The 23,498-nt window shown below is 41.7% G+C and carries 24 protein-coding genes; 14 read left to right on the top strand and 10 right to left on the bottom strand.

The annotated features are described in order from the left end of the window. Positions 1-142: 142 nt before the first annotated feature. Both L0B18_RS10935 and rsgA read left to right on the top strand, forming a co-directional pair. Positions 143-712 carry a type 1 glutamine amidotransferase domain-containing protein gene (locus L0B18_RS10935; RefSeq protein ID WP_234571811.1) on the top strand — a complete coding sequence of 190 codons (570 nt, stop codon included), beginning with the start codon at positions 143-145 and terminating at the stop codon, positions 710-712. 118 nt (positions 713-830) lie between these two features. Further along, the gene (gene rsgA / locus L0B18_RS10930; RefSeq protein ID WP_234571810.1) at positions 831-1,745 is read left to right on the top strand and encodes a ribosome small subunit-dependent GTPase A; all 915 of its coding nucleotides are present in this window, start codon (positions 831-833) and stop codon (positions 1,743-1,745) included. 289 nt (positions 1,746-2,034) lie between these two features. On the opposite strand, the gene L0B18_RS10925 is transcribed toward rsgA, so the two are convergent. The 4 genes from L0B18_RS10925 to L0B18_RS10910 form a co-directional block, all read right to left on the bottom strand. Further along, on the bottom strand, positions 2,035-2,289 hold the full coding sequence (locus L0B18_RS10925; protein WP_234571809.1) for a hypothetical protein: 255 nt from the start codon (positions 2,287-2,289) through the stop codon (positions 2,035-2,037). A gap of 135 nt (positions 2,290-2,424) precedes the next feature. Next, a complete protein-coding gene (locus L0B18_RS10920) occupies positions 2,425-2,955 on the bottom strand; it encodes an RNA polymerase sigma factor (RefSeq protein ID WP_234571808.1) in 531 nt (176 codons plus the stop codon). Positions 2,956-3,036: 81 nt separating this feature from the next. Then, entirely contained in the window at positions 3,037-3,321 is a 285-nt protein-coding gene (locus L0B18_RS10915; RefSeq protein WP_234571807.1) for an STAS domain-containing protein, read from the bottom strand. 8 nt (positions 3,322-3,329) lie between these two features. Then, on the bottom strand, positions 3,330-3,734 hold the full coding sequence (locus L0B18_RS10910; RefSeq protein ID WP_255695621.1) for an ATP-binding protein: 405 nt from the start codon (positions 3,732-3,734) through the stop codon (positions 3,330-3,332). Positions 3,735-3,936: 202 nt separating this feature from the next. Between L0B18_RS10910 and L0B18_RS10905 the strand changes: the two genes are divergently transcribed. The 3 genes from L0B18_RS10905 (at position 3,937) to L0B18_RS10895 (ending at position 5,548) form a co-directional block, all read left to right on the top strand. Beyond that, entirely contained in the window at positions 3,937-4,281 is a 345-nt protein-coding gene (locus L0B18_RS10905; protein WP_234571805.1) for an STAS domain-containing protein, read from the top strand. A gap of 57 nt (positions 4,282-4,338) precedes the next feature. Next, the gene (locus tag L0B18_RS10900; RefSeq protein ID WP_234571804.1) at positions 4,339-4,899 is read left to right on the top strand and encodes a pentapeptide repeat-containing protein; all 561 of its coding nucleotides are present in this window, start codon (positions 4,339-4,341) and stop codon (positions 4,897-4,899) included. A 229-nt stretch (positions 4,900-5,128) separates the two neighbouring features. Next, positions 5,129-5,548: a DUF3788 family protein gene (locus tag L0B18_RS10895; RefSeq protein ID WP_234571803.1), complete on the top strand. Its 420-nt coding sequence runs from the start codon at positions 5,129-5,131 to the stop codon at positions 5,546-5,548. A 184-nt stretch (positions 5,549-5,732) separates the two neighbouring features. Here L0B18_RS10895 and L0B18_RS10890 read toward each other — a convergent pair whose 3' ends face one another. Beyond that, complete coding sequence (locus tag L0B18_RS10890; RefSeq protein ID WP_234571802.1) at positions 5,733-6,725, bottom strand: 3-oxoacyl-ACP synthase III family protein; 993 nt, start codon at positions 6,723-6,725, stop codon at positions 5,733-5,735. A gap of 132 nt (positions 6,726-6,857) precedes the next feature. Here L0B18_RS10890 and L0B18_RS10885 point away from each other — a divergent pair, with 132 nt between their 5' ends. Both L0B18_RS10885 and L0B18_RS10880 read left to right on the top strand, forming a co-directional pair. Further along, entirely contained in the window at positions 6,858-7,124 is a 267-nt protein-coding gene (locus L0B18_RS10885; RefSeq protein WP_234571801.1) for a DUF3303 domain-containing protein, read from the top strand. A 69-nt stretch (positions 7,125-7,193) separates the two neighbouring features. Further along, positions 7,194-7,685 (top strand): hypothetical protein, encoded by a 492-nt coding sequence (locus tag L0B18_RS10880; protein WP_234571800.1) that lies wholly within the window; start codon positions 7,194-7,196, stop codon positions 7,683-7,685. A gap of 158 nt (positions 7,686-7,843) precedes the next feature. Here the strand turns inward: L0B18_RS10880 and polA are convergent, their stop codons facing one another. Then, positions 7,844-10,597, bottom strand: coding sequence for a DNA polymerase I (gene polA, locus L0B18_RS10875; RefSeq protein WP_234571799.1), 2,754 nt, complete (start codon positions 10,595-10,597; stop codon positions 7,844-7,846). A 9-nt stretch (positions 10,598-10,606) separates the two neighbouring features. Next, positions 10,607-11,494 carry a deoxyribonuclease IV gene (gene nfo / locus L0B18_RS10870; protein WP_234571798.1) on the bottom strand — a complete coding sequence of 296 codons (888 nt, stop codon included), beginning with the start codon at positions 11,492-11,494 and terminating at the stop codon, positions 10,607-10,609. 214 nt (positions 11,495-11,708) lie between these two features. Here nfo and L0B18_RS10865 point away from each other — a divergent pair, with 214 nt between their 5' ends. The 3 genes from L0B18_RS10865 (at position 11,709) to L0B18_RS10855 (ending at position 14,325) form a co-directional block, all read left to right on the top strand. Further along, on the top strand, positions 11,709-12,332 hold the full coding sequence (locus L0B18_RS10865) for a hypothetical protein (protein ID WP_234571797.1): 624 nt from the start codon (positions 11,709-11,711) through the stop codon (positions 12,330-12,332). A 305-nt stretch (positions 12,333-12,637) separates the two neighbouring features. Continuing rightward, on the top strand, positions 12,638-14,008 hold the full coding sequence (locus tag L0B18_RS10860) for a YfcC family protein (RefSeq protein WP_234571796.1): 1,371 nt from the start codon (positions 12,638-12,640) through the stop codon (positions 14,006-14,008). A 137-nt stretch (positions 14,009-14,145) separates the two neighbouring features. Further along, a complete protein-coding gene (locus tag L0B18_RS10855; protein WP_234571795.1) occupies positions 14,146-14,325 on the top strand; it encodes a hypothetical protein in 180 nt (59 codons plus the stop codon). A gap of 41 nt (positions 14,326-14,366) precedes the next feature. On the opposite strand, the gene L0B18_RS10850 is transcribed toward L0B18_RS10855, so the two are convergent. Further along, positions 14,367-14,699: an MGMT family protein gene (locus L0B18_RS10850; RefSeq protein WP_234571794.1), complete on the bottom strand. Its 333-nt coding sequence runs from the start codon at positions 14,697-14,699 to the stop codon at positions 14,367-14,369. A gap of 57 nt (positions 14,700-14,756) precedes the next feature. Here L0B18_RS10850 and L0B18_RS10845 point away from each other — a divergent pair, with 57 nt between their 5' ends. The 4 genes from L0B18_RS10845 to L0B18_RS10830 all read left to right on the top strand — a co-directional run bounded on the left by L0B18_RS10845 (position 14,757) and on the right by L0B18_RS10830 (position 21,061). Next, positions 14,757-16,328 (top strand): amidase, encoded by a 1,572-nt coding sequence (locus L0B18_RS10845; RefSeq protein WP_234571793.1) that lies wholly within the window; start codon positions 14,757-14,759, stop codon positions 16,326-16,328. Between the two features lie 230 nt (positions 16,329-16,558). After that, a complete protein-coding gene (locus L0B18_RS10840; RefSeq protein ID WP_234571792.1) occupies positions 16,559-17,965 on the top strand; it encodes an arginine decarboxylase in 1,407 nt (468 codons plus the stop codon). A 71-nt stretch (positions 17,966-18,036) separates the two neighbouring features. Next, positions 18,037-19,011, top strand: coding sequence for a deoxyhypusine synthase family protein (locus tag L0B18_RS10835; protein ID WP_234571791.1), 975 nt, complete (start codon positions 18,037-18,039; stop codon positions 19,009-19,011). Positions 19,012-19,066: 55 nt separating this feature from the next. Continuing rightward, positions 19,067-21,061: an alpha-ketoacid dehydrogenase subunit alpha/beta gene (locus L0B18_RS10830; RefSeq protein ID WP_234571790.1), complete on the top strand. Its 1,995-nt coding sequence runs from the start codon at positions 19,067-19,069 to the stop codon at positions 21,059-21,061. Between the two features lie 235 nt (positions 21,062-21,296). On the opposite strand, the gene L0B18_RS10825 is transcribed toward L0B18_RS10830, so the two are convergent. Both L0B18_RS10825 and L0B18_RS10820 read right to left on the bottom strand, forming a co-directional pair. Further along, positions 21,297-23,003 (bottom strand): sodium:solute symporter family protein, encoded by a 1,707-nt coding sequence (locus L0B18_RS10825; protein WP_234571789.1) that lies wholly within the window; start codon positions 23,001-23,003, stop codon positions 21,297-21,299. Further along, the gene (locus tag L0B18_RS10820) at positions 23,003-23,299 is read right to left on the bottom strand and encodes a DUF4212 domain-containing protein (RefSeq protein WP_234571788.1); all 297 of its coding nucleotides are present in this window, start codon (positions 23,297-23,299) and stop codon (positions 23,003-23,005) included. The genes L0B18_RS10825 and L0B18_RS10820 overlap by 1 nt, the downstream gene beginning before the upstream one ends. Positions 23,300-23,498: the final 199 nt, after the last annotated feature.

Here is a 23,498-nt window from a genome sequence, read left to right as displayed (position 1 = left end):
CACATTCTGGGGCTTTTTTATTTTCAGTGAATTTTTGAACCAGGAATTCAAAAGGATTTGACTGAAGAAAAATGGAACAAAATAGCCTTCATTTTCTTTAAATAAATACAAGATAAAATGAGAACTAAAACTATTCGTAATCATGAGTACTGAAGAACTTAAAGGTAAAAAAATTGCCATTTTAGCAACCGATGGATTTGAAGAAGTAGAACTGACCGAACCGAAAAAAGCTTTGGAAAAGGCTGGTGCGGAGACTTTTATTGTCGCTCCCGAAAGTGGAACCATAAAAGCATGGGATCATACAAACTGGGGCGATGAATACGAAGTTGATGTAAATCTGGACGAAGCGAAGGCTGAAGATTTTGATAATCTTTTGCTGCCTGGTGGGGTATTAAATCCCGACCAGTTACGAATGAATAAAAAGGCTATTCAGTTTGTTACCGGTTTTTTACATGCCGGCAAACCCATAGCAGCTATTTGTCATGGACCACAAATCCTGATTGAAACGAAAGAGCTGGATGGCCGGAAAATGACTTCCTATCCATCTATTAAAACCGACCTGATTAATGCCGGTGTGAATTGGGTGGACGAAGAAGTTGTGGTTGATCAGGGATTAACCACCAGCCGAAATCCTGATGACATTCCTGCATTTAATGATAAAATGATTGAGGAGTTTCGGGAAGGCGTTCATGAAGAACTCGCTCCCAATTAATTTTTAAAGATTACGATCATTACGAAGCCATCCTTTAACCTTAAAGGATGGCTTCTTTATTTTGTGCTTATATTTTAAATTGCACTGCTAAAAATTTATTAATCTTGACACAAGCAATGTGAAGGAAGGTCGTGTTATTCAGTCTACCGGCAAATGGTATAAAGTTTCTCTAAACGGAAAAACTGTGGATTGCCGGTTGCCTGGCAAATTCCGCCTCGATACCGGCGAAGTGACCAATCCCATTGCTGTTGGCGATCTTGTAAATGTTGAGATTGAAAAAGACGGTGCCGGCACCATAAAGGAAATCAAGGAGAGAGAAAATTACATTCCCAGGCAGGCTACCCATGGCCGCCGGGGCGAACAAATACTCGTTTCAAATGTCGACAGAGCGTGGGTTGTTCAAAGTATCAAACAGCCAAAGTTAAAACCCGGTTTTATCGATCGTTTTTTGGTGACCTGTGAAGCGTATGAAGTTCCCGCCGGAATTATTATAAATAAAAACGATCTTGCCAATCATAAAGACAACAGATTCCTGGAGGATTTGAAAAACTTATACCGGGATTTGGGATATGAATTCCTTATCACCTCAAAAGATGATGAAGACTCATTAGAAAGGCTTTCAGAGGAGTTGAAAGGACAAGTATCCGTCTTTATTGGTCCATCCGGTGTGGGGAAAACCAGCTTATTAAATGCTATAGATCCTCAACTGGATTTAAAAGTGAATGCCGTTTCCGCTTACTCTAACAAAGGCAAACACACCACTACATTTGCCAAACTGGTTCCACTAACAACCGGCGGTTATATTGTGGATACTCCCGGCATTCGCGAGTTTGGAATTGTTAATATCGATAAAAGTGAATTGTCTCTTTACTTTCCTGAGATGATTGAACCTAGACAGGGTTGTAAATATTATAATTGTACGCACTATCACGAGCCGTCTTGTGGTGTAATTGAAGCGTTTGATGAAGGAAAAATCGATCCCGAGAGGTACAATTCCTATCTCAGTATTCTGGAAACACTGCCGGACTCCTGAATCATAAAGTGCTATCAATCTTCTCAGTTCAATTTTTAAACGGGGCGAGTATAAACCACGTTTAAAAATGAGGTCTCCCACAGACCGAAAAAAATTCACTTGCCTGAATATCAGATCCTTTAAATAGAAAAATGCCTCATATCACTGAGACATTTTTGTCTTTTTGCTCAACTATTATTTTCAAGAAAAAGAGTGACCGGCTTGTTAACCACCGATCACATATCGACCTAGTTTTTTTCAATATCAGAACCACTGCGGGTAATCAGCTTATGAAAAGCTGGATTAGCCGTTAACTTGCCAAATTTTTTAGTTCACCGGTTTTTGGTTTTTTTGCTATTTCCTTACTTATATGCATCGAAATTCCCTCCGGGAGCTCAAATTCTGATTTTAGATCTTTCATCTTCTCAGAGATTTCCAGCAGATCATGATGTAGAGATTGAGCCTCTTCATTATTATTAAGAATCGATTCAAGTTTCTTACTTTCTTCAGGAGAATTCTCACTGTCAATCTCTGCCTGAATTAATTCTATAATCTTATTTTCCATTGCTGCGCCATTATAATTGTATCCTCAAAACCAACAGAGATACAATTTCAACAAACTGTTTTACTTTAATTACACATCACAACCAAAAAAGTTGGTAAGTTTTTAAAATTTTCTTGGTTCGCATAAGATTCTACCCTAACGATCTACAAATAGACTTTCCCGGAGTTTCATTCTTCCCCCATAAAGTCGCGACTTTACCGTCTTCTCTTCAATCTCCAGAACTTCGGCAATATCCCGGTAGCTCAACTCTTCAAAATGTCTTAAAAAAATGACCGCACTAAACTCTGGGGAAAGTGATTCAATCGCTTCATAGAGTTGACGGTTTTCTTCTTTCTGTACTAATTGTTTAAAAGGTGTAGTGCCGGCGGTTTTTTGATTGGAGATGCTTTCAAAAGTTTGATTCTGCCGAACTTTGTTTAAAGCCTCGTTGACAATGATCCTATACAGCCAACTATAAAATTTATACTCAGGATCAAATGTACCAAGCTTTTCCCACGATTTTATGAATCCATCCTGAGTAACATCCTTGGCTACCTCCGGATTCTTCACGATAGACAAAGCAGTCCTGTACATCGTTAACTGATACCGCTCAACCAATTCATTAAATGCCCCATTATCACCCTGTAAACACTGCTCTACAAGTTCATTATCACTTGCCCTGACCATTCACCTTATTTATTAATTACCGAAGACCCCTAATCAAAAATATCTGAAATAAAGTATCTAAAAAACTGAATAAATTTAGAACTATTCAATAATAAAAACCTGGTCGAGGCGGGTATATTTAAAAACGGCTCTTACGTGATTATTCAAGTGCTTTAATTTAACTGAGTGTCCGTTTTCACTCAACCGCTTATAGGTATTAACCAAAATGCTCAATCCCATACTGGAAATGTAATCTAGGTCCGACATATCTATCGTAATCGTCTCTTCTTTTTTTGAAAGATGGTTTGCAGCTTTTTCTACCTGGCTTGCATCTAAACGGCCAATAAACTTCAGTTCATTCGCACTCTTTTTTTCGATAGTAAGCATTTAAAACCTCAAGCTTTTTTTATTATTGTGATTTTCGACTTCCCGTTCAGGTGTTCAAATCTCACTTCATCCATCAATTCTTTCACAAGAAAAATTCCTAAGCCGCCGGATTTTTTTTTGGCTATATATTCTTCAAAATCAATCTCACCGAGTTGAGTAAAATCAAAAGGCGTGTCTTCGTGATCAGTTAAGCAAGTTAAAATCTGTCCGTCATCAAGCTCTATCGATATTTCAATAGCCTGGTTGGAGCTCGAATTATGACGAACCATATTTGTGAAAATTTCTTCAACCGAAAGTTCAAGATCATGAAGGTTCCTTTCATTCATATGAAATCTCTCTCCATTAACTTCCAGGAAACTGAAAATATTTTCTAATTCATTAATGCTTCTGGTAAAAGTTTTTTCACTTTTCATCAAATGAATTAATGATCATTTAAAATCATCCACATCAATTTATTCGCCAATATAAAAGAAAATTCATATCAAACTACTTTCTTATAATATTATAATTGGTTTTTTTGATTCAATATGAATATTTAATGTCGAACTATTATTAGCTTTTAATAATTTAAATTGTAATTTTCCTCCACCAATAAACCACTAAATTTAGGGGACCATGAATTATAGCATATCTGAAAAGTACAATTGTGTAGTCATTGATTTAAAAGGAAGAATTATGGGCGGACCGGACGCCGAAACCTTCTCTAATGAAATCCATAAATTGATTGATGAAGGCAAGAAAAAGATTATTATCAATCTTGAAAATGTGAAGTTCATGAACTCATCCGGTCTTGGAATACTCATCGGTGGATTGAATACTGTTCGAAAAAATGATGGCGACATTAAATTGTGTAATGCCGACAAACGGATTTCCAGTTTGTTGATGGTTTCTCAGTTGAATACTGTATTTGATCATCATACGAGCCTTGATGCCGCACTTGAGGCTTATAATAAAGAATAAGCTACTCTTTCAAATAGAACGACAATTGATATTGTTTGAAGAAGCACCCACTCCCGCATGTCGGCTTCATATTTCGCAGATCAAACCTTTAAAGGGCTAAAAAAAATGGATGCCGGCGACTACGAAAGTTGCCGGTTTGTTAACTGCATTTTACCAAATTCGGATCTTACGGGAATCCATTTCATTGAATGTGAATTTGAAAATTGTGATTTCAGCTCATCCAGGTTATATGATGTATTTTTCAATGAAGTTGCCTTCCAAAATTGTAAACTGGTGGGATTACGCTTTGAAGATTGCAATGAATTTCTTTTCTCTATCCATTTCCACGGCTGCAACCTGAGCCTCTCCTCTTTCTACCAAATAAATCCCAAAGACATTTCTTTTCTGGATTGTAATCTTAAAGAGGTGGATTTTACCGAAACCAATCTTTCAGATTGTAATTTTGCGAATTGCGATCTTCATCAGGCCATTTTCAGAAACACAAATCTTAAGAAAGCCGACTTCAAGTCATCGTATAATTTTTCTATTGATCCTGTCATCAACAATATCAATAAAGCCAAATTTTCCCTCAATGGATTACCCGGCCTCCTGGAAAAATATAATCTCGATATTGAGTAAGAAAACCATTCTTTGGATCTGCTTTGTATTTGGATTTTTTTACGTTGCGAAGGAAAATAAAATTCATTCAAAAAATATTAACGGACAGAGTTTGTCCTGGTTTCTTGATAAGCCTGATTCTGAGCATTCATCAAAAACAGAGTTAAGAATTTCTATTTGATTTGACTACTCAGCTATTTATGTTTCATAGAGGAGTCTGTATTCAAACTTAAAAATCAGGAGGTTTATCATGACAGAAAGTGCATTTCATGAGAAAAATATTACACCTGATGAAGTTCAAATCAGGGAAAAACTAAAACAGGCTTATACGCCTCTTCTGGAACTTCGGGAAACAGTCAAAAAAATAGCCGGAGAAACAGTTGAGGAGTGGAAATTTTATGGCCCAAAAAACGGATGGATATTGAAGACATTCCTCAAAAAGAGGAACCTGTTTTTTATCATTATCTACGATGGCTTTTTTAGAGCTTCATTTGTCTTTGGAGAAAAAACTGTTTCTAAAATTCTTGAATCTGACATCAGCGAAAATTTGAAAAAGGAGTTATCTAAAGCCAGAAAATATGCCGAGGGACGCGGCGTCTCAATGATCGTAAAGGATAATTCCTTCATTGTGGACTTTCAGAAACTGCTTAAATTTAAAATTGAGAAATGAATTCGAATGCAAAGTTTTCTTTCTAAAAAAAAGATGCGAGTGAAAGACTTGCTCATGCCGCAACATTGACAGTTTTAAATCGGTGCGAAACTGAAAACTCATATTTCGACTTCATTCTGAGTGAAAAAAACTCGGAATTGCGCTCAATATGACACACTCTTCTCAATTGATCATTGTGTAATTTTTAAGCCCATTTCAGAATGGAAGCGCCCCAGGTCCAGCCGCTTCCTACAGCTGCAAACAGGATCAGATCGCCTTTGTTGATCTTACCGGCCCGCACGACTTCGTCAAGCAATATGGGAATCGTACCGCCGGAAGTGTTCGCATAATGTGCCATATTGGTCATTACTTTTTCAAAAGGCATGTTGATGATTCTCGCCACTTCTTTCAAAACTTTAATGCTGGGTTGATGGGGAATCACAAGTTTGATGTCATCAACCGTTAAATGGGCATCGTCCAAAACTTCAAGAATCACCTCCGGAAGGACTTTTGTGGCCGTTTCATAAACAGCTCGTCCGTTCATTTCAAAAAAGTGAAGCCGCTTATCGAGTGTCTCTGGTGTTGCCGGTATTTCGGATCCCCCAGCCGGAATCGTAAAGTGAAACTTTCCCCGGCCATCTGCATGAAGCCGAAAGTTCAAAAATCCTTCAGAATCTCCCGCCGGTGAAAAAACAGCGGCCCCTGCACCATCTCCGAAAAAAATACAATCTCTTCTCTCCCAATCCGTAATGCGCGAGAAAACATCTACTCCAATCACCAAAATATGCTCGTACATTTTAGTGGCTATAAACTGGTTGGCAACCGTCATTCCATATAAAAAACCCGAACAAACCGCTGCCAAATCAAACGCGGCGGCATTAAACGCTCCGATTTTTTCCTGGACAATACAGGCCGTGGATGGTGCCGGCCGGTCTGGTGTAGTTGTCGCTACTATAATAAGATCGATATCCGGTGGGGTGAGGCCTGCACTTTCTATTGCGCGTTGCCCAGCTTTAGCTGCAAGGTCACTGGTCGCCTCAGAGGGATCAGCAATTCTTCTTTCCTTTATTCCCAGGTTCTTCTGAATCCAGGAATCTTTCGATGCAAATTCAACATGAAGATCACTGTTTTTAATGGTTTTACTTGGAAGATAAGAACCGGTCCCCGTGATCTTTGCCCGTCTGTTTAAACTTCTCATAGTACTCTCTAAAAATTCTCTTTCTTTAAAAATACAAACATGAGAAAGCGAATGCTCGATAAATCTTAAAAAATCAGCCTAAAATTGAATGGATTTGTACATTTAAAAAAACACACTGACAAGAGGAGAAACATGACATACATGATCATTGAAACTTTCAAACCGGGACAAGTCAATGAGATTTACAAACGACTTGAAGAGAAAGGACGCATGCAACCGGAAGGGCTCACCTATATCCATAGCTGGATTGATGAGAACATGGAAAAATGCTACCAGGTAATGGAAACGGATTCCGAAGAAAAAATTCACCAGTGGATCTCAAACTGGGACGATGTAATGGAGTTTAAAATTGTACCGGTGATTTCTTCAGAAGAGGCGAAAAATAAAGCCTTGTCCTAAATCCCAACTCTTATTCTGACATATTTTTTCCCGAAATTTTATACATTCCAATATCTAATTGAATGAGCTATGTCATTCCAGGGAAAACAAAAAACGTTTTGTTACATCCAGTCAAATAAAGGGAGTGTGGATGAAGTTTTTCCGCTTCTTTGTCCGGTTCGGGAAAACGACTGGCTTGATGGATGGAACTGTAAAATGATCCATTCCGCATCCGGATTGATTGAGAAGGATTGTGTTTTTACCACGCCACATCATGGCGAGCATGAAACCGTCTGGCATGTCACTCAATACGACCCAATGGATTATAAAATTGAATTCCTCAGGGTGTCACCCGGAGAAAATGTGATCCGTATCAATATCGATCTTGAGAAAGTTGCCGATGAACTGACGAACGTTCACATCCGCTATCAATACACGGCACTGAGTGATGAAGCGAATTTCTATATCGAAAATCAGTTAAAAGACGATTTCTGTAGATCCATGAAGTGGTGGGAGAAATCGATGAATCACTACCTGGAAACCGGTGAGAAATTATTGAAGGATTCTGAAAGTTACGATTGAAGCTGAGCTTCCAAGGTGTGTGTTCCGAAGCAGAGCTTCGGAACAAGTAGGTGACAAGTAGAAGTAATTGGATTTAAAAAGGGACTCTGTTTTCAGCAAAACTCGTTCCGAAGGTCCTCCTTCGAAACGCCTCCCCAAAGCTCTGCTTCACGAATCTCCTAATGAGCTTCCAACCAATTCTCGCCAATTCCGGTATCTACTTTCAATGGAACAACAAGATCCACTGCCGATTCCATTAACTCTTGGATTTTTGCCGGCACTTCATCCAATTCGCTTTCGTGGATTTCAAACACCAACTCATCATGTACCTGTAGCAGCATTCGGCTCTGTTTCTGGTTTTCTTCCAGCCAGTTGTGAATGTTGATCATTGCCAGTTTAATAATATCAGCCGCTGTTCCCTGGATCGGCATATTGATCGCGACTCGCTCGGCAAATCCGCGCACATTCCAGTTGCCCGATTTGATATCCGGAATATACCGCCGCCGGCCCATCATGGTTTTTACATAGCCATGTTCGCGTGCAAAAGCCTTTGTATCATTAATGTAAGTCAGAATTTTTGGAAACCGCTCGAAATACTGATCGATCATTTCTTTTCCTTCACTGTTCTCAATTCCCAAGCGAGAGGCCAATCCGTACGCACTCACACCATACGGAATCCCAAAATTCACTTCCTTGGCTTTTCGCCGGTGATCGGGTGTTACTTCGTCAATCGAATCAAGGCTGAAAATCTCCTTTGCGGTTCTGGAATGAATATCCTCGTCATTAATAAACGCCTCGATCATCGCCTGGTCTTGGGCGATATGCGCAATCACCCGAAGCTCAACCTGGGAATAATCAGCAGACATCAACTTATATCCTTCTTCAGCAATAAACGCCTTTCGGATTTCCCGACCACGTTCGGTTCGAATCGGGATATTTTGAAGGTTTGGATTAGAGGAGGCCAATCGTCCCGTTGCCGCTACACTTTGGTTAAAATCCGTATGCACGCGACCGGTTTCCGGTTTTATCAGCGCCGGAAGAGCATCCACATAAGTTGATTTCAGTTTCGTCAACTGCCGGTAATCCAGAATCAAACTTGGCATTTCGTACTTCGCTGCAAGATTCGTCAATACCGATTCTGCCGTTGAATACTGACCGGTTTTGGTTTTTTTTCCTGCGGGCAACTCCAGCTTTTCAAACAAAATCACACCCAACTGTTGAGGTGAATTTATGTTGAATTCCTCTCCTGCTTTTTCATAAATCTCTTTTTCAAGCTCCAACAAATCACTTTCCAGCTCTTTAGAAAACCCGGCGAGCATCTCCGTATCCAGCTTAACACCTTTATACTCCATATCAGCCAGCACTTCCATCAGGGGAAAATCCACGTTGAAGGCGATCTCTTCCAACTCATCTTTCTTAAGCTGTTTACTTAAAATTTCATGCAATCGAAGAGTAATATCCGCATCTTCGCAGGCGTACAAATACACATCATCCGGACTCAAATCTGCCATCGACTTTTGAGCTTTCCCTTTCCCGATCAGCTCTTCAATCGGAACCGGTTTGTAATTCAGCAATCCCTTGGAAAGTTCGTCCATTTTCAATTTCTGAGTAGCATCCACAAGATAAGCCGCAACCATCGTATCAAATGCTTTTCCTTTGATATCAATTCCCGCCCGCGATAAAATCAAATAATCGAACTTGTAATTATGGGCAATTTTAATGGAATCGGGATTCTCAAAAACCGGGCGAATAATATCTATCACTTCCCTTTCATCAAGTCCGCCTTCTACGTTCACCGGAACGTAATACCCTGAACCAGGCATAGCTGAAAGTGCAATTCCAACTAAATTGGCGATCACCGGATCGGGCCCATCCGTTTCCGTATCAAAGCAGAATTCGCTCTTGTCCTGAAAGATCTGTACAACTTTTTTCAACTTCTCAATAGTGTTTATCAACTCATAGTTAACCTTCTCTTCATCCAATTCCTGTTTGGGCGCCTCTTCTTTAAACGAGCCGAACAAGTCAACCTGGTCACCGCTTTTTTCAGCAACCGGACCTTGTTCACCCAAATATTTTCGCGTTAATGTTCGAAATTCCATTCTTTTGAAGAAAAGGCCCAATTTCTTGTTATCCGGTCCTTTCCACTCCAGCTTCTCCCAATCTTCAACATCCGGCACATCTGTTTTGATTGTGACCATCTCCTTGGCTAAAAGTGCCTGGTCGGCAAATTCCGTCAGACCTTCACGCGCCCTCTTTCCTGAAATGTTGGGAGCGTCCTGAATGGCCGCTGCCAGCGAACCATATTTTTTAATTAACTTTGGAGCGCCTTTTTTGCCGATACCCGGAACGCCCGGGATATTATCGGATGTATCTCCAATCATCGCCAGCACATCAATAACTTGTTCAGGATAAACTCCGAAATAATCTTTCACCCCTTCCCGATCGATAATATTGAAACCGCCGTCCTTGTTATCGGGTTTCATCATTTTAATGTGATCATGAACGAGCTGCATAAAATCTTTGTCCGGCGTCACCAACATCACGTCCACGTCATCGGCATTGGCACCGTTTGCAATTGTCCCGATAATGTCATCCGCTTCATACCCGTGTTGTTCAATACAGGGAATTCCCCACGCCTTTAACATCTCTTTCATCAGAGGAATGCCAACTTTCAGTTCTTCCGGTTGCGGCGGACGATTGGCTTTGTACTCCTCATCCATTTTGTGGCGGAAAGTCGGTTCATGCGTATCCCAGGCCACGGCGATGTGCGTGGGCTTGTCCTCCTCGAGCATCTTTTCCACCGTATTTGCAAAACCAAGAATTGGCCCGGTCGGAATTCCCTCCGAGTTTTTTAGCCGGCTATTGATAAATGCGAAATGTGCCCGGTATGCAAGCGCCATTCCGTCGAGTAGAAAGAGTTTCTTTTTTGACATCGTTGAATTTTATTTGGAAATATTTTCTTTTTCTGAAATTGTGGGATGAATTGTATCACCGGCCCAGGTTCGTAATTGTTCGATCTCCTCTGCCCATCTCTCCATATTAGGTGTTTCAAGAATGAGCGGGATTCCATCAAACCGGGAATCTTTCATAATCATTTTAAAAGGAGTCCACCCGATCAGGCCGTCACCCAAGCTTTCGTGGCGATCAACTTTGGATCCCAGCGCTTTCTTGGAATCATTCAAATGCATCCCCATCAATTTGTTGAAACCTACAATTTGTTCAAACTGATGAAAAGTATCTTCAAAACCGTCTTCAGTCGAAACATCATAACCGGCGGCAAAAGCGTGAGCCGTATCAATACAAACTCCAACCCGTTCTTTTTGATCAACCCGTTCAATCATCTCTGCAAGATGCTCAAATCGGTAGCCCATGTTGGTTCCCTGGCCAGCCGTATTTTCGATGACAGCTTTTACAAAAGAGGTCTGATCGAGTGCTTCATTGATTGAATCTGCAATCACTTTAATGCACTCTTTTTCACTGATCTTTTTCAGGTGACTCCCCGGATGGAAATTCAGCTTTTGTATTCCCAGTTGTTCGCATCTTTGCAGTTCATCCAGAAACGCATCTTTCGATTTTTTCAATCCAGCCTTTTCGGGATGCCCGAGATTAATCAAATAACTATCGTGAGGCATCACCGCTTCTATCGGGTAATTGTGGGCTTTACAAGCTTGCTTAAACCCGATAATATCTTCTTCTGTTAACGGTTTGGCGGTCCACTGGCGTTGATTTTTTGTAAAAAGTGCAAAACCGGTCGCCCCGATTTCATGTGCCCGAATGGGTGCATTTGCAACACCACCTGCGGCACTGACATGTCCTCCAATATACTTCATTCAAAATGTGTTTTGTCAACGTTGGTTCACTGCCAAAATACAAATCAATTTGATGGACATGAAGGAAAGTTTCGATCAATAATTTGGACGATGAATGAAAGCCGGTTTTCGTTCGTTGTTTAAGCAGCTATGTATTTGCAAATCATCTAAAAAGAATCTACTATAGTATGTAATATTTCTCGATCTGGTCAATATTCAGTTAAACCATTTTTTTATGAGTACGAAGCGCAATTCTATATCACCACGTCGAGCTAAAATTATTGAAGTTTTAGATAAAGCCGGCGAAGAGATGCAAATCCAGGATATTGTTGAGAAAACCGGTTTGGATTACAATAATGCCCGGAGTGGCCTTTCTGAAATGACCAGCATGGGCTTGATTGTTCGTGTTCACCGTGGCGTCTATGATTTACCGGAACGGGTTGAGAAAAAAGAGATCGAATCACCGGATCATCCCCTCCAAAAAATTCTACAGAATCAGCAGATTCTCAAGGTTTTGTTGAATACGGTAATCACCAATAAAGCGCTGATGGAAGCTTTACTTCTGGGGCAACAGGAAATCATCCAGGCCCTTCGCACGTTGAGTACGAATAATGAAGAAGATGAAGAAGCTATCAAAAACCTGGAAGAAGTATTTGCCAAGAGAATTGAGTGGCACTTTGATGTAGCCGCTGAACAGGTAACCGCACAATACACCAAATTGCCGGAAGAGGTTTTTGATGTATTGGTTGCTCCCCTCACACGTGACAAAGATTCCAAGAATAAAATTTGGGATCCGCTGAAAAATGAGGACTTCAAGAGATCAAAAAATCGGAACAAAAAATCCGATAAGTCTAATTAATCACTCTCCTTCATTAGACTGCCGTTTCATTTGATAAAAGAGAAGTTGAACGATTTAATTTCAGCTTCATTTTCACATCTGTCTTTTCTCTGATCAAAAAGATTTAATCTGGAAACATTTTAAAGTTACGATGATACAACTCATCATAACCTGACCGATTTGTTATTTAGCTGCAAGAGAGGTGGATCCCCTCCCATTACCCCGTGGGAGGGGAATTTCAAGTAAAATATCGTGGATTGATATTTCTCAAATGTTTGATTCATAATTAGTATCATTCGTGAGAATCTTAACCAATCCATCTTCTATTGAAATTTAAAGTTCCTCACACTCTCGCCCTTCTGTTCTTTCTGATGGTTGCTGCATTAATCCTCACATGGATTGTTCCCTCGGGACATTTTGAAACGTTTGAAAATGAAGCCGGTCGGGAAGTGGTGGTCCCCAACTCATTTGATACCATACCGGACAAAGAGTATTTACCGGTTACATCTCTATTCACAGTGGTTCCAAGAGCATTCGCGGATGCACAGGGAATTATCTTTTTCGTTTTGATTATTGGCGGATCGCTGGCTGTAATTCGCCAAACCGGGGCGATTGATGCGTTGCTTGGAAAAATTCTTAATACATTTGGCAATCAACCCGGCCCTCTTCTTTTTCTTATGATGATAGCATTTGCAGCCGCATCCGCCACTTTAGGAATGGCCGAAGAATACATTCCTTTTGCGATTATACTGGTTTCATTATGCATCGCACTGAACCTGGATGCCATCACTGCTATCGGCACAATGGTGGTGGGTTACGGAATTGGATATGGGGTTGCCGTCCTCAATCCATTTACACTTCTTATCGCGCAGGATATTGCAGAACTCACCCCAACGTCCGGAATGTGGTATCGCCTGATTTTGGCAGTTCCGTTACTCGTGGTCGGATTTCATCATGTCTGGTCGTATGCAAAACGGGTCCAGAAAGATCCCGAGTCCAGTTTAATGAAAGGAATTGAGCAAGATGAACATGAAAACATGAGCTATCCTGCAATGGATACAAAAAAAATACTCGTACTGGGCATTACACTTATTGCGCTTGTATTGGTGATTATCGGCATATGGCTGTGGCACTGGTATATCATTGAACTTGGCGCCATCTTTTTTGCCCTCGCCATCATTGCAGGAATCATCGGTGGATTGGGAGTGAACGATACCGCTTCCGTTTTCTCAAAAGGAGCTGCTGAATTAACCGGTACAGCGTTGCTGATCGGATTGGCACGATCCATCGCCCTGCTGATGGAAGACGCCCAAATCTTGCATACGGTCGTTAATGGACTCGCAACTCCCCTCTCCTATGCCGGGGCTGAAATTGCTGCCGTTGGCATGTTATTCGTCCAAAGTATTTTGAATTTCTTCATTCCTTCTGGAAGCGGACAGGCTTTTGTAACCATGCCGTTGATGGCCCCCATCGGCGACATCGTTGGCGTTTCCCGACAGGTTGCCGTTTTATGCTATCAACTGGGGGATGGTTTAATGAATATGATTGTACCCACAAACGCCGTTTTAATGGGAATTCTCGGACTGGCCAACATTCCCTACGAACGTTGGTTCCGGTTTATCTATCCCTTGATGATAAAACTGCTTGTTATCTGTGCAGTGGCTATCGCCATCGCGGTTTGGATTGGTTATTCATAAAAGCATCTTAACCAACTGATTCACATAGATATAGGTGTATTGAGTTACTTCAAAAAAAGAAGTAAGTTCAGGCAAAATGTTGTGCGCATTTGTAGTGAGGTATTGAATGTGAAAACTCAAACCTAATCCTTCAACGCATGAAACTTGTCAAACTACTTTTCTTTCTGTCTTTGATTTTAATCGTCGTTGCTCTTCTTGGAATCATTGAATGGAGCACACTCGGGTTTATTCTTGCTTTAATGATCGGTTTAATGATTGCCGGTTTAGCTGGTTTTCTATTGTTCACAAGTTTTACAAAAAACAGGAAACACGCTTAACCGCTGCTGATTGAAAAAATCCAGGCCATCAGATAACTTTCTTATCGAAGATGCTCATCCGGATCCCAGAAATGTTTCTCAATATCCACCGTATAATCTTCGGTAAATTCCACTCCCTCCTGTTCAAGTCGCTCCCTCATGGAATCGTCGGGGAAATGACCCCGACCGGTTAACTGGCCAAGTCGATTCACCACCCGATGTGCAGGGTAATGCTCTCCTTCTTTTGATATGAGATTATTCAGTGCATATCCAACCATTCTGGCACCTGAACGAACACCGAGGTGTCCGGCAATAGCACCATATGTGGTTACACATCCAACAGGAATTTCTGCAACAACCTCATACACCCGCTCATAGAAATCTTCTCGCTTCATCTGTTTTTTCTATATTCTTCTATCTGATTCCATTCAATATAGCTCATTTCAATTTCTATGAAAGTTACCAAAATCGTTTTTCCGCTTCTATTTATGATCCTTCTCGGATGTAATCAATCCGAGCCAACCAACGAACGTGCTTCTGAACATTTCCGGTTTGAAGAAGTCACGATTAATGAACTCCGGACGGGATATGAAAATGGGGAATTCACGATCAGGGAAGTTGTCCAGGCTTACCTCGACCGAATCGAAAAAATTGATCAATCAGGTCCTGAGTTGAACTCCATCATTTATATAAATCCTGATGCCATTTCAACAGCCGAACAACTTGATCAAGAATTACAGAATGGCAATTCAAGAGGTGTACTTCATGGAATTCCAATCATTTTGAAGGACAATATCGATACGGCCGACATGCCAACCACAGCCGGATCAAGATTTATGGAAGGATCAATTCCGCCGAATGATGCTTTCATCGTCCAAAAACTCAGAGAACAGGGTGCCGTCATTCTTGGAAAAGCAAACCTGAGTGAGTGGGCCAATTTTCACAGCGATTTCTCCTCAAGTGGATGGAGCGGTTTGGGTGGACAGACAAATAATCCGTATGACACAACACGGAATCCATGCGGTTCCAGTTCGGGTTCCGGAGTGGCTGCTTCTGCAAATCTGGCAACAATCACAATTGGAACAGAAACGAATGGATCGATTGTTTGCCCGTCGAATGCAAATGGAATTGTTGGGTTGAAACCGACTGTGGGTTTATGGAGCCGGGATGGAATTATCCCGATTTCTTATCACACAGACAGCGCCGGTCCTATGGTAAGAACCGTACGCGATGCTGCGATTCTCTTGGGAGCTTTAGCAGCAACTGATCCAAATGACGCACTGACTGAAACCAGCGATGAAAACCGGTATGAAGATTACACCCGATTTTTAAATGAGTCCGGGCTTGAGGGAAAGAGAATTGGCTTCTACACAGGCCCGATGGGAAATCATTTTCGGGTGGATACGTTGATGAATGAGGCTGTTAATTATTTTAAAGAACAGGGCGCAACTGTAATTGAAATGGACCAAATCTCAAAAGAAAATATTGGCGGAGATGCCTTCCAGGTTCTTCTGTATGAATTCAAAGACGGATTGAATAAATATTTTGCCTCGCTTGGAGAAGATGCACCGGTTTCCAGTATTGAAGAACTGGCTGAGCTTACACAAAATGAATCTATCGAAACCGAACGGTTTGATCGAAGCCTCATCATCTCCGCATCGGAAAAAGGAAATCTCGATTCAGAAGAGTATAAAGAAGCACTTGAACGAATGCTTACTGAAAGCAGGGAAAATGGAATTGATCGTGTGATGGACGAACACAATCTCGATGCCATTATCTCTCCCACCGGTTCACCAGCCTGGAAAACCGATCTCATTTTGGGAGACAATTTTTCACTTTCTTCAAGCTCACCATCTGCAAGAGCAGGATATCCAATCATCACTGTCCCTATGGGAAATATCGAAGGACTGCCGGTTGGACTTTCCATTTTTGGGCGTGCCTGGAGTGAGCCCGTACTACTTGAAATTGCCTATGCATACGAACAAGGAACAAAACACCGCATTGTCCCTACGTTAGAAGAGTAACTTTTGATTAAAAAAAGAAACTGAGAGACTCAAAACTTCTCATTTAATATCAGGTTAAATCTCAATCACCATGAATTTTAGTGACCGATGAAGTTCATTATTTTGTTGTTAATCCTGAAGATAGGATTATCGAATTCATTTTTTCTGATGAAAATAAATGAGAAGAAAAAAGAGTACAAATTCATACATTATTACCCAAAATTTTCATAACCCTACCCTATTAAGCATTAATGAAAAATTCGTATTACGAGCTCATTGATCAGACCTACGATTTCCCTCAAAACGGTTTCGACCTGATCAATGGGAACCTGAGTTTCAATGACGTAGACCTCTCCAAACTGATTGAAAAATACGGGACGCCATTCAGGCTTACCTATCTGCCCGACATCAAAGAAAAAATACAGACTGCCAGAAAACTGTTTAATAATGCGATCAGCCAGAACAACTATTCTGGCCGATATGAATTTTGTTACTGCACAAAATGCTGCCACTTCAATCATGTAGTAAGCAAAGCGCTTAAAGAAAAAGTCTCGCTGGAAACGTCCTCTTCGTTTGATATCGATTTAATCGAAAATCTGTATAACCAGGGAAAACTTGACAAACAAAGAACGATTGTTCACAACGGTTATAAAACGGATAACTATGTCAAGAAAATAGGCAGGTTGATTAATGATGGGTTTTCAAATTCCATAACCGTTTTGGATAACATGCGTGAACTGGAAAAGTTGAAGATGCTGCAGACGGACCAAAAAATTAAAATTGGTGTTCGAATCTGTATTGAGGAAGATCCGCAGGCGGCCTATTACACCTCACGGATGGGGATTAACAAACGAGAGCTTCTTGATTTTATCAATGAGAAAATTATTGGCGATGACCGTTTCGAACTTGTGATGGTTCATTTTTTTGTGGATTCCGGTATAACCGACAACATGTATTATTGGAATGAGTTCAAAAAAGCCCTGGCGCTTTTTACATCCATCAAGAAGTTGGTGCCAACAGTTTCTGCATTAAACATTGGCGGTGGCTTTCCGATTCAAAATAGCCTCAATTTTAATTACGATTTTGAATACATGGTTCAGGAACTGGTCCTGAACATCAAAGACACTTGTGCGGATGCCGGGATTGAAGAACCCGATATTTTTACTGAATTTGGTAAATATACCGTTGGAGAAAGCGGAGCCGTAATTTTTCAGGTTCTGGAACAAAAACAGCAAAACGACACCGAGCTCTGGTACCTGGTTAATAACAGTTTGATGAATACCATCCCCGATGCATGGTCTATCAATGAAAAATTCATTCTTCTGCCTGTTAACAAATGGGAGAATCAGTATAAAAGAATTAATATCGGCGGAATCAGTTGTGATCATTCCGATTACTACAATTCTGAAGAATTGAATCAGCAAGTGCTGCTTCCGGTCTATTCGGACGATGATCAGGAACCGCTGTACATAGGGTTTTTCCACACCGGTGCTTACCAGGATTCGATTAGCGGGTATGGAGGCATCAAACACTGTCTGATTCCTTCTCCCAAGCATGTTGTTGTGGATATTGATGAGGATGGAAATATGTTTGATTATCTTTATCGTGATGAGCAAACGGTAGATAAAATGCTTGAAATTTTAGGATATCATGACTGATCATGAATCCCTCTCTTGTTGCAAATTAAACAACAATCTTACTCAATTATTAAGCCAAAAATCATAATCAGATGAGTAAAAAAGGACCCGTATCCAACTTTATCACTCACCATTTTCGCCATTTTAATGCAGCCTCCCTCGTTGATGCCGCCAAAGCTTACGAAGATCAACTCAATTCCGGTGCAAAAATGATGATCACCCTGGCCGGTGCCATGAGTTCCGGCGAGCTTGGATTGTCTCTTGCAGAGATGATTCGCCAGGATAAGGTTCATATCATCACCTGTACGGGAGCCAATCTTGAAGAAGATGTGTTTAATCTTGTTGCGCACAATCACTACAAGCGAATTCCGAATTATCGCGATCTGAGCCCACAGGATGAACAGGAACTTTTGGAAGGACATTTTAATCGTGTTACTGATACGTGTATTCCTGAAGAAGAAGCGATGCGCCGGATAGAAGATCACCTGGTAAAACGATGGGTAAAAGCAACGGAAGAAAATGAGCGATATCTCCCTCATGAGTACTTCTATGATTTACTTTTAAGTGGCGATTTGAAAGGCAGTTACCAGATTGATCCTGATGATTCATGGCTGATGGCGGCCGCCAAAAAAAATATTCCGATTATTGTACCCGGCTGGGAAGATTCCACGTGCGGTAATTTTTTTGCATCACATTGTATTGAAGGTGAAACCAGTCCGATGGCCATGAAGTCAGGGATTGAATATATGATGATGCTTACCGATTGGTATCAAAAAAATTCACAGAATGGAGTAGGATTTTTTCAGATTGGAGGCGGTATTGCCGGTGATTTTCCCATCTGTGTCGTCCCGATGATGGAACAGGATCTCGGTTTAAAAGACACGCCGCTCTGGTCCTATTTCTGTCAAATCAGTGATTCTACAACCAGCTATGGCTCATATTCTGGTGCGGTACCCAACGAAAAGATTACCTGGGGAAAACTCGGAATTGATACACCAAAATTTATTATCGAATCTGATGCTACCATTGTAGCTCCGCTTATTTTTGCGTATCTGTTGGGGTGGTAATACTTCCAAATTAGGGAGGTGAACCTGTCAAATTTTTCAATAAATCTTGTCCTGTGTGATCCAAACTGATAAAAAACTGACAAAATCCGAAGCTGAAAAAATCTATAAAGCACTTCTGCTTCCCCGGCTCATTGAGGAACGGATGCTTAACCTGCTTCGGCAAAATAAAATCAGCAAATGGTTTTCAGGAATTGGTCAGGAAGCAATTTCCGTTGCCACTGCCCTCACGCTCGACAAGAACGATTATATTCTTCCCATGCACCGCAATCTTGGTGTTTTTACAACACGCGGCGTACCTATCTACAAACTGTTTTGTCAACTTTTGGGGAAGGCGGACGGATTTACCGGCGGACGCGACCGCTCTTTTCATTTTGGTTCCGTTGAGCATAAAATATTCGGGATGATCTCCCATCTTGCCACCACCATGCCGGTAGCAGATGGCATTGCCCTGGCTCAAAAATTGAAAGGCTCCAACCAGGTTGCCATAAGTTTTTGCGGTGACGGAGCCACAAGCGAAGGCGATTTTCACGAAGCGCTGAACCTTGCCGCTGTCTGGAAATTGCCGGTCATTTTTATGATTGAAAATAACGGATACGGCCTTTCCACACCTGTTGCTGAACAGTATGCCTGCGAAAACCTCGTGGATCGTGCTGCAGGCTACGGCTTAAAAGGAATGCAAGTTGACGGTAACGACTTCTTTGCGGTTCAGGATGCCGTTCAGGAAGCCCGAAAATCTGCTTTGAATGGAACACCCGTTTTGATTGAAGCCATGACCTTTCGTATGCGCGGGCATGAAGAAGCATCTGGAACGTTTTACGTACCCGACGGAGAGTTTGAAAAGTGGAAAGAAAAAGATCCCATTCTCAGATTTGAAAACTGGATGCGTGAGAATACTCATTCGAAAAGCAAAAAGCGGCTTGAGGATATTAGGGATGAGATCCGCGGAACTTTTGAAGACGATTTACAGCAAGCCCTTCATGCAGATGAACCGGTTTTTGAGGTTGAAAAAGAACTCAAACGGGCTGGCCTTTCTCCTCAACCCAAACCGACAAAAGGTTCAACATCAAAGGATGGGAAATCCTCGGAAAAACGATTTATTGATGCCATTCATCTTGCCCAAAAACAGGCCTTTACAGAAGACGATTCCTTCATTCTTTTTGGACAGGATATTGCTGAATACGGCGGAGTTTTTAAGGCGACCGAAGGTTTTGTTGAGGAATTTGGAAAAGATCGAATTCGAAACACACCGATCATTGAATCAGGGGCAATCGGGGCAGCGATCGGTCTGGCTGTTGAAGGCTTTAAGCCATTGGTAGAAATGCAGTTTGCAGATTTTATTTCATGCGGATTCAACCAGATCATCAACAACCTCGCCAAAAGCCGCTACCGATGGTTACCGGATTTGAACATCACCATTCGTGCTCCTCATGGAGGAGATGTCGGCGCAGGTCCGTTTCACTCTCAAAGCCCCGAGGGTTGGTTTATGCAACATCCCGGGCTGAGAATTTTGGTTCCGTCTTCTGTTGAGGATGCACAAAATATGTTATACACGGCTTTGTATGATCCAAATCCCGTTCTCTTTTTTGAACACAAGCGGCTTTACAGAAGTATCAAATCAACAACTCCTGATCAGTGCAAACGGATAGATCTCGAAAAAGCGAATGTAGTTCGTGAAGGATCGGATATTTCCATCATCACTTATGGATTGGGGGTTCATTGGGCAGAAGAAATTGCCGACATGTATGCTAAAATAGGAATTGATCTTGAAGTTATTGATTTGAGATCTCTTGCACCGATCGACTGGGAAACCATTCTCCATTCCGTTCAAAAAACCAACAAAGTTTTACTGCTTCAGGAACCCTCTGAAATTCTTGGCCCGATGAGTGAAATTTCATCCGGAATTATGGAAAGAGGTTTTAAATTTCTGGATGCTCCGGTCATGCGCTGTTCTTCTCTTCATACGCCCGTCCCATTCAACAAAAATATGGAACGGGGTTATTTAGCTAAATATAGATTGAAAGAGACGTTGAATCGGTTGATAGAATACTGACAGCTAAGCTAATTATTTTTTTTCTGTCATCAGCGAGGGAGCTTGCGACCGCGGCAATCTCCCAATTCATGATTTAAGCTTTGTAGAAGCACCGCTTGGAGATCGCTTCACTCCGTTCGCGATGACGTTTATTACGTTGACGAAGTCATTGCGAGCGGAGTGGAACGTAGCGTGGCAATCCCCGACTGTGGAGATTGTCACGGTCATAATGACTTTTATAACTTTGAGCAGGTGCCTAATCAGAAGAATCTTCCTTATCCGACGCTCTCATTTGTCTCGGAATACGAATATCTTCCACCAAATCCTGGATTTCCTGAGGTGGTTTCTTTGTGAACTTCATGACTGTTATTGCAACTACAAAGTTTAAAATCATCCCTAAAGTCCCGATACCCTCCGGCGAAATTCCAAACCACCAATGATCCACATTATTGAGTTCCGGATTGATGAAGGTGAAATAAATAATGTAAGCAGCCGTAAATATAATTCCGGCAGCCATCCCGGCAATTGCGCCCTCCTTATTCATTCGCTTGAAGAAAATTCCCATCAAAATAGCCGGGAAGAATGAGGCTGCTGCCAGACCAAATGCAAAGGCTACAGTCTGGGCTACAAATCCCGGGGGGTTAATACCGAAATACCCGGCCACTAAAACCGTAAAGAACACAGTTACCCGCGCGACAATCAACTCCGTTTTCTCCTTCATCGTGGGAATCAACGTTCGTTTGAAAAGATCGTGGGCTATGGATGTAGCGAGTACAAGCAACAAACCCGCAGCGGTTGAAAGTGCTGCTGCCAGTCCGCCAGCGGCGACCAACCCTACAACCCAATTCGGCAGATTTGCAATTTCCGGACTTGCAAGAACCATAATATCCCGGTCAATTGTCAATTCGTTTATTTCCGGGTCGGCGTGATATTGAATGCGACCATCATTGTTGGCATCCTCAAACTGAAGCAAACCCGTAGTCTCCCAGTTGTGGAACCATTCGGGCGCTTCGGTATATTCAACATTACTGATATCGTTAATCAAATTTGCTTTCACAAAGGCAGCTACCGCAGGTGCGGTACTATAGAGGGCGACAATAAAAATGAGAGCATATCCGGCAGAAATCCGGGCGTCTTTTACTTTTGGGACGGTAAAAAACCGTATGATCACATGGGGAAGTCCGGCAGTTCCAACCATCAGAGCGGCGGTTATAAAAAAGACATCAATTGGAGGTTTCGTGCCGTCCGTATAAGCCGTAAAACCAAGTTCAGTCATCAACCCATCCAGCCTGTCCAAAAGAAAAACACCCGGTTCGTCAGCCAACGTTCCACCAAATCCGAGCTGGGGAATCGGGTTTCCGGTCATCAAAATCGAGACAAAAATAACCGGCACAAGATAGGCAAATATCAACACGCAATATTGTGCGACCTGTGTGTAGGTAATCCCTTTCATTCCTCCCAAAACCGCATAGAAGAAAACGATCACCATTCCAATCAAAACACCGCTTGTGATTCCCACATCCAGAAATCGTGAAAAAACAATACCAACGCCCCGCATCTGCCCGGCTACATAGGTGAACGAGATAAAGATGGCACAAAGAATTGCCACAACCCGCGCCGTGCTTGAATAATATCGGTCACCCACAAAATCGGGCACGGTGAATTTTCCGAATTTTCTCAGATATGGGGCTAATAACAACGCCAAAAGCACATACCCGCCGGTCCATCCCATCAGGTATACAGATCCGTCATAACCGAGAAAAGCAATCAGGCCGGCCATGGAAATAAATGATGCGGCCGACATCCAGTCGGCGGCTGTTGCCATGCCATTGGCTACGGGGTGAACCCGCCCACCGGCAATGTAAAAATCACTGGTAGAGGCCACTCGGGACCAAACCGCGATCCCAATATATAGCGCAAACGTAACCCCGACAATGATGAAGGTCCAGACTTGAATACTCATTAATGCACCTCCGTTTGAGGCTGATCTGAAGAATGTTCGTCGTCAACTTCATCGAATTTAAATTTCTTATCCAGTTTGTTCATTTGGTAGACATATATAAAAATCAGGATGACAAACACGTACTGAGAGCCTTGCTGAGCGAACCAGAAACCTAATTGAAATCCTCCCAATCGAATCGTATTTAACGGATCAACCCATATAATTCCGAACCCGAAAGAGACAAGAAACCATATCACAAGTAGAATGGTGAGCAATCTCAGGTTTTCTTTCCAGTATGCTTTGGCTTTTTCATTCATGGCAGAAAATGAGCAAGATGTTTTGGTAGTTTGTTAGCCGTTATGGTTCAGATGATTATAATGATTTCTGCAGTACCGCGAAAATTCTGTTTTGACTGTAGTTGGTTGTAAGTGTTTTATTGTACATCATATAGTAGCAAACACACATCCAAACACTCTCTTCTGATCCATGAATACATATTTCCTTTTAGCCTCTCTC

Source organism: Rhodohalobacter sp. 614A (genome assembly GCF_021462415.1).
In the GTDB taxonomy this organism is placed as follows: domain Bacteria; phylum Bacteroidota; class Rhodothermia; order Balneolales; family Balneolaceae; genus Rhodohalobacter.
The sequence above is the reverse complement of the archived record's forward strand: the minus strand, read 5'-3'. Positions and strand labels throughout refer to the sequence as shown.

What these genes read in the sequence shown, in the direction of transcription:
- L0B18_RS10915 (WP_234571807.1), bottom strand. Translation starts at nt 3,321, where the DNA reads ATGCTTACTATCGAAAAAAAGAGTGCGAATGAACTGAAGTTTATTGGC.
- L0B18_RS10855 (WP_234571795.1), top strand. Translation starts at nt 14,146, where the DNA reads ATGAAACTTGTCAAACTACTTTTCTTTCTGTCTTTGATTTTAATCGTC.
- L0B18_RS10850 (WP_234571794.1), bottom strand. Translation starts at nt 14,699, where the DNA reads ATGAAGCGAGAAGATTTCTATGAGCGGGTGTATGAGGTTGTTGCAGAA.
- L0B18_RS10890 (WP_234571802.1), bottom strand. Translation starts at nt 6,725, where the DNA reads ATGAGAAGTTTAAACAGACGGGCAAAGATCACGGGGACCGGTTCTTAT.
- L0B18_RS10820 (WP_234571788.1), bottom strand. Translation starts at nt 23,299, where the DNA reads ATGAATGAAAAAGCCAAAGCATACTGGAAAGAAAACCTGAGATTGCTC.
- nfo (WP_234571798.1), bottom strand. Translation starts at nt 11,494, where the DNA reads ATGAAGTATATTGGAGGACATGTCAGTGCCGCAGGTGGTGTTGCAAAT.
- L0B18_RS10900 (WP_234571804.1), top strand. Translation starts at nt 4,339, where the DNA reads ATGTCGGCTTCATATTTCGCAGATCAAACCTTTAAAGGGCTAAAAAAA.
- L0B18_RS10935 (WP_234571811.1), top strand. Translation starts at nt 143, where the DNA reads ATGAGTACTGAAGAACTTAAAGGTAAAAAAATTGCCATTTTAGCAACC.
- L0B18_RS10920 (WP_234571808.1), bottom strand. Translation starts at nt 2,955, where the DNA reads ATGGTCAGGGCAAGTGATAATGAACTTGTAGAGCAGTGTTTACAGGGT.
- L0B18_RS10840 (WP_234571792.1), top strand. Translation starts at nt 16,559, where the DNA reads ATGAAAAATTCGTATTACGAGCTCATTGATCAGACCTACGATTTCCCT.
- L0B18_RS10845 (WP_234571793.1), top strand. Translation starts at nt 14,757, where the DNA reads ATGAAAGTTACCAAAATCGTTTTTCCGCTTCTATTTATGATCCTTCTC.
- polA (WP_234571799.1), bottom strand. Translation starts at nt 10,597, where the DNA reads ATGTCAAAAAAGAAACTCTTTCTACTCGACGGAATGGCGCTTGCATAC.
- L0B18_RS10825 (WP_234571789.1), bottom strand. Translation starts at nt 23,003, where the DNA reads ATGAGTATTCAAGTCTGGACCTTCATCATTGTCGGGGTTACGTTTGCG.
- L0B18_RS10905 (WP_234571805.1), top strand. Translation starts at nt 3,937, where the DNA reads ATGAATTATAGCATATCTGAAAAGTACAATTGTGTAGTCATTGATTTA.
- L0B18_RS10880 (WP_234571800.1), top strand. Translation starts at nt 7,194, where the DNA reads ATGTCATTCCAGGGAAAACAAAAAACGTTTTGTTACATCCAGTCAAAT.
- L0B18_RS10925 (WP_234571809.1), bottom strand. Translation starts at nt 2,289, where the DNA reads ATGGAAAATAAGATTATAGAATTAATTCAGGCAGAGATTGACAGTGAG.
- L0B18_RS10895 (WP_234571803.1), top strand. Translation starts at nt 5,129, where the DNA reads ATGACAGAAAGTGCATTTCATGAGAAAAATATTACACCTGATGAAGTT.
- L0B18_RS10910 (WP_255695621.1), bottom strand. Translation starts at nt 3,734, where the DNA reads ATGAAAAGTGAAAAAACTTTTACCAGAAGCATTAATGAATTAGAAAAT.
- L0B18_RS10885 (WP_234571801.1), top strand. Translation starts at nt 6,858, where the DNA reads ATGACATACATGATCATTGAAACTTTCAAACCGGGACAAGTCAATGAG.
- L0B18_RS10865 (WP_234571797.1), top strand. Translation starts at nt 11,709, where the DNA reads ATGAGTACGAAGCGCAATTCTATATCACCACGTCGAGCTAAAATTATT.
- L0B18_RS10835 (WP_234571791.1), top strand. Translation starts at nt 18,037, where the DNA reads ATGAGTAAAAAAGGACCCGTATCCAACTTTATCACTCACCATTTTCGC.